The organism is Pseudomonas sp. Sample_9, from assembly GCF_004307535.1.
Lineage (GTDB): Bacteria > Pseudomonadota > Gammaproteobacteria > Pseudomonadales > Pseudomonadaceae > Aquipseudomonas > Aquipseudomonas mercuritolerans.
Genome location: NZ_RAZO01000242.1, coordinates 6,282 through 14,380 on the forward strand (window position 1 = coordinate 6,282; position 8,099 = coordinate 14,380).

An 8,099-nucleotide genomic window follows, 5' to 3' on the forward strand; every position below is an offset into this window, starting at 1 on the left:
GAAGAAGTCTACGCCGCCTACTGCACCCGCGCCTCGGACCAAGGCCCGAATGCTGGCCAGAACGACAACGGCCCGGTGATGGAAGAGATCCTCGACCTGCGTCAGGAACTGGCCCGACTGCTGGGCTTCGCCAGTTTCGCCGAACTGAGTCTGGCGACGAAAATGGCCGAATCCAGCGATCAGGTGCTGAGCTTCCTGCGCGATCTGGCCCAGCGCAGCAAGCCGTTCGCCGCGCAGGATCTGCAACAGCTGCGCGCTTACGCCGCCGAACAGGGCTGCGCCGACCTGCAAAGCTGGGACAGCGGTTTCTACGGCGAAAAACTCCGCGAGCAGCGTTACAGCGTCGCTCAGGAAACCCTGCGCGCCTACTTCCCGATCGATAAAGTCCTCAGCGGCCTGTTCGCCATCGTCCAGCGTTTGTACGGCATCGAGATCGCCGAGCAGAAAGGCTTCGACACCTGGCATCCGGACGTCCGCCTGTTCGAGATCAAGGAAAACGGCCAGCACGTCGGCCGCTTCTTCTTCGACCTGTATGCCCGCGCCAACAAGCGTGGCGGCGCATGGATGGACGGCGCCCGCGACCGTCGTCGCACCGTCGACGGAGTGCTGCAAAGCCCGGTGGCCAATCTGGTGTGCAACTTCACCCCGGCCGACAGCGGCAAGCCTGCGCTGCTGACCCACGATGAAGTGACCACCCTGTTCCACGAGTTCGGCCACGGCCTGCATCACCTGCTGACCCGCGTCGAACACGCTGGCGTATCCGGCATCAACGGCGTGGCCTGGGACGCGGTCGAGCTGCCGAGCCAGTTCATGGAAAACTGGTGCTGGGAGCCGGAAGGCCTGGCGCTGATTTCCGGCCACTACGAGACCGGCGAGCCACTGCCGCAGGACCTGCTGGAAAAAATGCTCGCGGCGAAGAACTTCCAGTCCGGCCTGATGATGGTGCGTCAGCTGGAGTTTTCGCTGTTCGACTTCGAACTGCACGCCACCCACGGCGATGGCCGCAGCGTGGCGCAGGTACTCGAGGGCGTGCGTGACGAGGTGTCGGTGATGCGTCCCCCGGCCTATAACCGCTTCCCCAACAGCTTTGCGCACATCTTCGCCGGCGGCTACGCGGCGGGTTATTACAGCTACAAGTGGGCTGAAGTGCTGTCCGCCGACGCCTTCTCGAAATTCGAGGAAGACGGGGTGCTCAACGCCGACACCGGTCGGGCGTTCCGCGAGGCGATTCTGGCGCGCGGCGGCTCGCAGGCGCCGATGGTGCTGTTCGTCGACTTCCGTGGCCGTGAGCCATCGATCGACGCGCTGTTGCGCCACAGCGGTCTGAGTGAGGACGCGGCAGCATGAGCGACGGCCCTGTGATCACCAAGAAGCGCTTTATCGCCGGGGCGGTCTGCCCGGCGTGCAGCGAGCCGGACAAGTTGATGATGTGGAACGAGGATGGCGTGCCGCACCGCGAATGCGTGGCCTGTGGCTACTCCGACACCCTCAACGAGCAGGGCCTGTCGGTGCCCAAAGAGCTGGGCACGCGGGTCAATACCAGCGCGCTGAAACCTGCCGCCGACAAGAAGGTCCAGGCGGTGCAATTCTTCCCCAATCCGAAGTTGAAGAAAAAGCCTGACGAACAACAATGACAGCTACCGCCACCTGCCGATGATCGTCGGCAGGTGGCGGTAATCATCTACCACCTCGCCCTGCGCTTCCTGATTAGGCTGACCAATCCAGCCCTCTCTCACGGAAGACGTCATGCCCCACACCAATCCACTTTTACAACATTGGCAGTTGCCGCCCTGGTCGGCGATACGCGCCGAGCATTTGCTGCCCGCGGTCGAGCGCATCGTTGCCGACAACTTGCTGATCATCGAAAGCGTCATCGCCACTCAGGTCGACCACCCCAACTGGGACGATGTGGTCATCGCTGTCGATGAAGCCGACGCGCGTCTGGCTGAAACCATGGCAGTCATTGAATCCCTCTCGGTCAGTCATTCCGATGATCCCGAGTGGTTGTCCCAGGAAGCCCTGAGTACCCACGCCGCACAACGTTACAGAACTGCGAAAGCTGCCAATCGACGACTGCTCCAGGTTTATCAACGATTGGCGCAGAGTCCGGTTGCCGCCAGCTTCAGTGATTCACGCAAAGCCTCGCTGACAAAGTTCCTGCGCAGGTTTCAGCTGGCGGGGGGCGAATTGCCAATTGCGCAACGCGACGAACTGGCGCGCTTGAATGGCGAAATCGATCTGCTGGAAAAACGCTTTCAGAGCAACCTCAAGGCAGTCAACGCCGCCTGGAACAAAGACATCGACGATATCGCGCTGCTCGCGGGACTGCCCGCGCAAACACAGGCGCATCTGGCTGCCAACGCCAAAAAGGCCGGCCTGTCCGGCTGGCGCCTGACACTGGATCAAAACACTTACGACCAGATCATGAAGCGGGCACAGCACCGCGGTCTGCGCGAGGAATGCTTCAAAGCCTGGTGCACCCGCGCCTCGGATCAGGGGCCTTACGCCGGCCGTTTCGACAACGGACCGGTACTGGCAAAGCTCCTGGCCGCGCGTCATGCGAAAGCCCGGCTCCTGGGTTTCGACAACTTTGCCCATCTGCGGCTGCACGACCGCATGGCTGTGGATACCGATCAGGTCCGCCGTTTTCTGCGTCAGCAGATCGCCCTCAATGCAGCGGCGCTGGCGCGCGAAACCGATGATCTGCAAGCCTCTGCCCGCCAGCAGGGCATTGAACGGATAGAAGCGTGGGATCACAACTTCCTCGCCGAGCAATTACGCCTCAAGCAGGTGGGCGGCGGGGTGCAGGACCTGCGCCAGTTCTTCCCGCTGAACGCCACTCTGCAAAGTTTGCGTCGCTTCAGCGAGCACATGTTCGGCATCAGCATCAGCGAAAATTCCCGCCAGGAGCACTTCCACGACAACGTTCGCCTGTGGGAAATCAGCGAGCATGATCAACCGATTGGCTTCATCTACATCGATCCCTTCCATCACGAGGCGGGCACCGACTTCGCCTGGACCGGCGTGCTGCGCAATCGACGGATCAATGCCGAAGGCCGACCAGCGCTGCCGATTGCCACGCTGCATTGCAATTTCACGGCCGCCGCGATCGGGCATCCGGACCTGCTTGGACATGACGATTTACGCGTACTGCTGCACGAATTCGGCCATTGCCTGCATCACGTGCTGACGCGTTCGCCGCACTACAATCTGTCCGGTATCTCGCACTTGAGCCGCGACGCGGCCGAGTTTGTCGGGCAACTGTTCGAGCAATGGGCGTTATCCGGGCAATTTCTGCGTTGGCTGGGTACCCATCACCAGACTGGTGAGCGCCTGTCCGAAGCACAGGCCACTGCCGCGTTTTCCACCACCGACGTCCAGCGCAGCCGGGAGACGGCGATACTGTTGCTGAGCGCGCTGTTCGACTTCGAACTGCACCGCTGTCATGGCGACGGGCGCACTGTTCAACAAGTGGTCGAGGATGTGCAAGGCGAGTTCGCGCACCTGTCCATCCCGACCTACTGCCGCTTCGCCAACAGCTGCGATTATCTGGTCACCGGTTACGAGGCGTCGCTGTACGCCTACAAATGGTCCGGTGTGCTGGCGAGCGAGGCGTTCAAACGTTTCGAACGTGAAGGCCTGTTCAACGAGCAGACGGGCCGGGACCTGCGCGAACACTTGTTAGCGGGGGACAGGCAGGCACTGCCCGCCGCACTGCAAGCCTTTCTCGGAAAACCGATCGACAGCGCGCTGTTTCCTGCGCCAGCCGATTGAGCTGATCAACGCTGGACGTGGGCCGAGTCGAACCAGCTCTTCATCGAACACATGGCGAATGCACTGGTGCTGCATTCGCCATTGATCAAGGCTTCGTGCAAGCGGTCGACGTCGGCTTGCATCACGTAGCGCACGCTGTCGTGAAAGTGCTGACTGTCACCAAAGCCACCCTCGGTCATTTCCTTGAGCGCCTGCTCTTTGCTCCAGCCCTGCACCACCACCCGGTACATGGCTGCCATCAGTCCGGTGCGGTCAGAGCCGTGCTTGCAGTGCATCAGCACCGGGCCGTTGGCCTCGGCGGACTGAATCGCGCGCAGAGCCTTGAGCACATCGCTGTCGTCGACGTGGTTGGTGCGATACGGCAGCTGCACTTGCTTGATGCCCGGCACGGAGAGCCAGTCGCTGTCGGCTTCGGGCAGGAAGTTGATTACGGTGACGACATGCAGATCGTTCAACAGCGACACCGCACTGCGGCTGGGCAAGGCGCTGCGATACAGCGTCGGTGACATGCGGAACAGGTTGAACTGCGCCTCGACCGGCTGCGCCCACTCGGCCGGGCGAGAGGGCGTGGTGTCGGCAGCTCGGGCGGCAATGCCATGCAACAGCGCGACAAGCGAAAAACACAAAGCGGGGAAAAAGCGCATTCGAGACATGCTGGGCTGACCGATTCGGCAATCTTCATTGAAGGAGTTGCAGCTTCGCCGCCAGGCGGTCAATGCGCCGTGAGCCGGCCGTCAAAGAAACGTGAATCGTCGCCTCGCCGAGCTTTTTTCCGTGCGAACGGTTTTTCTTGATGCTTAGCCTGCTACCATTTGTCACATGATGTTGCAGACGTGGCGCCCTTTTTCGGGACAGACCCTCGTCATCGCGACGCAAAATTCCTCGAGCTGCTCGCAGAAGCGGCTGACTTCTATGCCTGATGAGGTGCCCCCCATGTCTGATCAAGATCGAGACAACCCGCGGCGTGAGTTCTTGCGCAAATCCCTGACCCTGATTCCGGTGGTCACGCTTGCCGGTACCGGCCTGGGCAGCAGCGTGCTGCAAGCCGCACCTGAAAGCGCACCGGCGCCTGCCGCGCCAAAACCGGCCGCTGCTGGCGCCGGTGAGTATCAGCCGAGCTTTTTCACCGCTGAAGAATGGGCATTCATCAATGCCGCCGTCGCCCAGTTGATCCCCAACGACGCGCAAGGCCCGGGCGCGCTTGAAGCCGGCGTGCCGGAATACATCGACCGCCAAATGAACACCCCGTACGCCGCCGGCGCGCTCTGGTATATGCAAGGCCCGTTCAATGCCGACGCTGCGCCGGAGATGGGCTGGCAGAGCAAACTGGTGCCCAAAGACATCTATCGCCTTGGCATCGCCGCCACGGATCAGTGGGTAAAAGGTCTGAGCGGTAAAACATTTGCCGAGCAAGACAGCGCTACCCGAGACGATTTGCTCAAGCAACTCGAAGCCGGCAAGCCGCAGTTTGACGCGGTGCCGGCGAAGATTTTCTTCAATCTGCTGCTGCAAAACACCAAGGAAGGTTTCTTCTGCGACCCGATCCATGGTGGCAATAAAGGCATGGTCGGCTGGACCATGATCGGTTTCCCCGGCGCCCGCGCCGATTTCATGGATTGGGTGGAACGCAACGAGCAATACCCCTTCCCGGCTGTGTCGATTCGCGGCGAGAGGGCGTAAGCATGGCAACGGTAATGAAGAAGGTTGATGCAGTCATCGTCGGTTTCGGCTGGACGGGCGCCATCATGGCCAAAGAGCTGACCGAAGCGGGTCTGAACGTGCTGGCGCTGGAGCGCGGGCCGATGCAGGACACCTACCCCGACGGCAACTATCCGCAGGTGATCGACGAACTCACCTACAGCGTGCGGAAAAAGCTCTTTCAGGACATCTCCAAAGAGACGGTGACCATTCGCCACAGCGTCAACGACATCGCCCTGCCCAACCGCCAGTTGGGCGCGTTCCTGCCGGGGAACGGCGTCGGCGGCGCCGGGCTGCATTGGTCGGGCGTGCACTTTCGTGTCGACCCGATCGAATTGCGTATGCGCAGCCATTACGAAGAACGCTACGGCAAAAGCTTCATCCCCAAGGACATGACCATCCAGGATTTCGGCGTCAGCTATGAAGAGCTGGAACCGTTTTTCGACTTCGCGGAAAAAGTCTTCGGCACCTCCGGCCAGGCCTGGACGGTGAAGGGCCAATTGGTCGGTCAGGGCAAGGGCGGCAACCCATACGCGGCAGATCGCTCCAATCCATTTCCATTGGAAGCGCAGAAAAACACCGTATCCGCACAGCTGTTTGGTAAAGCGGCTACAGAAGTCGGTTACAAACCTTACAACCTGCCTTCGGCAAATACCTCTGGGCCGTACACCAATCCCTACGGCGCACAGATGGGGCCGTGCAATTTCTGCGGATTCTGCAGCGGCTACGTCTGCTACATGTATTCCAAGGCCTCGCCGAACGTGAACATTCTGCCGGCGCTCAAGCCCCTGCCGAATTTCGAACTGCGGCCCAACTCCCATGTGCTGCGGGTCAACCTCGACAGCAGCAAGTCCAAAGCCACCGGCGTCACCTACATCGACGGCCAGGGCCGCGAGATCGAGCAGCCGGCGGATCTGGTGATTCTCGGCGCATTCCAGTTGCACAACGTGCGTCTGATGCTGCTCTCCGGGATCGGCAAACCCTACGATCCGATCAGCGGCGAAGGCGTGGTCGGGCGTAACTTCGCCTACCAGAACATGGCCACTATCAAGGCCTTCTTCGACAAGGACACCCACACCAACAACTTTATTGGCGCCGGCGGCAACGGCGTGGCGGTGGACGATTTCAACGCCGACAACTTCGACCACGGCCCGCACGGCTTCGTCGGCGGTTCGCCGATGTGGGTCAACCAGGCTGGCAGCCGCCCGATTGCCGGCACCTCGAACCCGCCGGGCACGCCGGCCTGGGGCAGCGCGTGGAAACGCGCCACCGCCGATTACTACACCCACCAGGTGTCGATGGACGCCCACGGCGCGCATCAGTCCTACCGTGGTAACTACCTCGATCTCGATCCGGTGTACCGCGATGCCTACGGCCTGCCGCTGCTGCGCATGACCTTCGACTGGCAGGAAAACGACATCAAGATGAACCGCTTCATGGTCGAGAAAATGGGCAAGATCGCCCAAGCCATGGGTCCGAAAGCCATTGCGGTGATCGGCAAGCAGGTCGGCGACCACTTCAACACCGCCTCGTACCAGACCACCCACCTCAACGGTGGCGCAATCATGGGTACCGATCCGAAGACCAGCGCGCTGAACCGCTATTTGCAGAGCTGGGACGTGCACAACGTGTTCGTCCCGGGCGCCTCGGCGTTCCCGCAGGGCCTGGGCTACAACCCGACCGGACTGGTGGCGGCGCTGACCTACTGGTCGGCGAAAGCGATCCGCGAGCAATACCTGAAAAACCCCGGCCCGCTGGTGCAGGCTTAAGGAGCGATGACCATGAAAACTTTCGTTATCGCCACCCTCGCCCTGCTCGGCAGCACTGCAATTCATGCGGCCGATGTTGATCAAAATCTGATCAAGCAAGGTGAATACCTCGCCCGCGCCGGTGACTGCGTGGCCTGTCACACCGCCAAGGGCGGCAAGCCGTTCGCCGGCGGCCTGCCGATGGAGACGCCGATCGGCACGATCTACTCGACCAACATCACCCCGGATAAAACCGGCCTGGGCGATTACAGCTTCGAGGACTTCGATCAGGCCGTGCGCCATGGCGTGGCCAAAAACGGCAGCACGTTGTACCCGGCGATGCCTTATCCGTCCTACGCGCGGGTCAACCAGGCGGACATGCAAGCGCTGTATGCGTACTTCATGCACGGCGTCGAACCGGTGGCGCAGGAGAACAAGGTCAGCGATATTCCCTGGCCGTTGAGCATGCGCTGGCCGCTGATGGGCTGGCGCTGGCTGTTCGCACCGAAGGTCGAGGATTACCAGGCCACTTCGGCCGATCCGGTGATCGATCGCGGGGCATATCTGGTTGAAGGCCTCGGCCACTGCGGCGCCTGTCACACCCCGCGCGCGCTGACCATGCAGGAAAAATCCCTGAGCGCGGCGGACGGCAGCGAATTCCTCGCCGGCAGTGCACCGCTTGAAGGCTGGATCGCCAAGAGCCTGCGCGGCGATCACAAGGATGGCCTCGGCAGCTGGAGCGAAGAACAACTGGTGCAGTTCCTCAAGACCGGGCGCAGTGATCGCAGTGCGGTGTTCGGCGGCATGAGCGATGTTGTTACTCACAGCATGCAATACATGAGCGACGCCGACCTCACCGCGATTGCCCGCTATCTCAAA

7 protein-coding genes are annotated in these 8,099 nt (G+C 61.5%); 6 read left to right on the plus strand and 1 reads right to left on the minus strand.

Features of this window, described 5'->3' with window-relative positions; genetic code table 11:
- From D6877_RS13755 to D6877_RS13765, 3 genes are all read left to right on the plus strand, one after another.
- Positions 1-1,347 (plus strand): M3 family metallopeptidase (locus D6877_RS13755; RefSeq protein WP_130911153.1); only part of this gene is annotated, 1,347 nt, incomplete at its 5' end.
- On the plus strand, positions 1,344-1,634 hold the full coding sequence (locus D6877_RS13760) for a YheV family putative zinc ribbon protein (RefSeq protein ID WP_016772316.1): 291 nt from the start codon (positions 1,344-1,346) through the stop codon (positions 1,632-1,634). The genes D6877_RS13755 and D6877_RS13760, both read left to right, overlap by 4 nt.
- Positions 1,635-1,746: 112 nt before the next feature.
- Positions 1,747-3,774, plus strand: a complete 2,028-nt coding sequence (locus D6877_RS13765) for a M3 family metallopeptidase (RefSeq protein ID WP_130911149.1) — start codon at positions 1,747-1,749, stop codon at positions 3,772-3,774.
- Positions 3,775-3,779: 5 nt separating this feature from the next.
- Here the strand turns inward: D6877_RS13765 and D6877_RS13770 are convergent, their stop codons facing one another.
- Entirely contained in the window at positions 3,780-4,427 is a 648-nt protein-coding gene (locus D6877_RS13770; RefSeq protein ID WP_130911150.1) for a tyrosine-protein phosphatase, read from the minus strand.
- A 280-nt stretch (positions 4,428-4,707) separates the two neighbouring features.
- Here D6877_RS13770 and D6877_RS13775 point away from each other — a divergent pair, with 280 nt between their 5' ends.
- From D6877_RS13775 to D6877_RS13785, 3 genes are all read left to right on the plus strand, one after another.
- Positions 4,708-5,454: a gluconate 2-dehydrogenase subunit 3 family protein gene (locus D6877_RS13775; protein WP_130911151.1), complete on the plus strand. Its 747-nt coding sequence runs from the start codon at positions 4,708-4,710 to the stop codon at positions 5,452-5,454.
- A gap of 2 nt (positions 5,455-5,456) precedes the next feature.
- A complete protein-coding gene (locus tag D6877_RS13780) occupies positions 5,457-7,241 on the plus strand; it encodes a GMC family oxidoreductase (RefSeq protein ID WP_024015017.1) in 1,785 nt (594 codons plus the stop codon).
- Positions 7,242-7,253: 12 nt separating this feature from the next.
- Positions 7,254-8,099, plus strand: an 846-nt coding sequence (locus D6877_RS13785) for a cytochrome c (RefSeq protein ID WP_130911152.1), incomplete at its 3' end; no start/stop codon positions are given.

Excerpts from the sequence above, each read along its gene's own strand:
- D6877_RS13760 (WP_016772316.1), top strand. The coding sequence starts at position 1,344 with ATGAGCGACGGCCCTGTGATCACCAAGAAGCGCTTTATCGCCGGGGCG.
- D6877_RS13765 (WP_130911149.1), top strand. The coding sequence starts at position 1,747 with ATGCCCCACACCAATCCACTTTTACAACATTGGCAGTTGCCGCCCTGG.
- D6877_RS13770 (WP_130911150.1), bottom strand. The coding sequence starts at position 4,427 with ATGTCTCGAATGCGCTTTTTCCCCGCTTTGTGTTTTTCGCTTGTCGCG.
- D6877_RS13775 (WP_130911151.1), top strand. The coding sequence starts at position 4,708 with ATGTCTGATCAAGATCGAGACAACCCGCGGCGTGAGTTCTTGCGCAAA.
- D6877_RS13780 (WP_024015017.1), top strand. The coding sequence starts at position 5,457 with ATGGCAACGGTAATGAAGAAGGTTGATGCAGTCATCGTCGGTTTCGGC.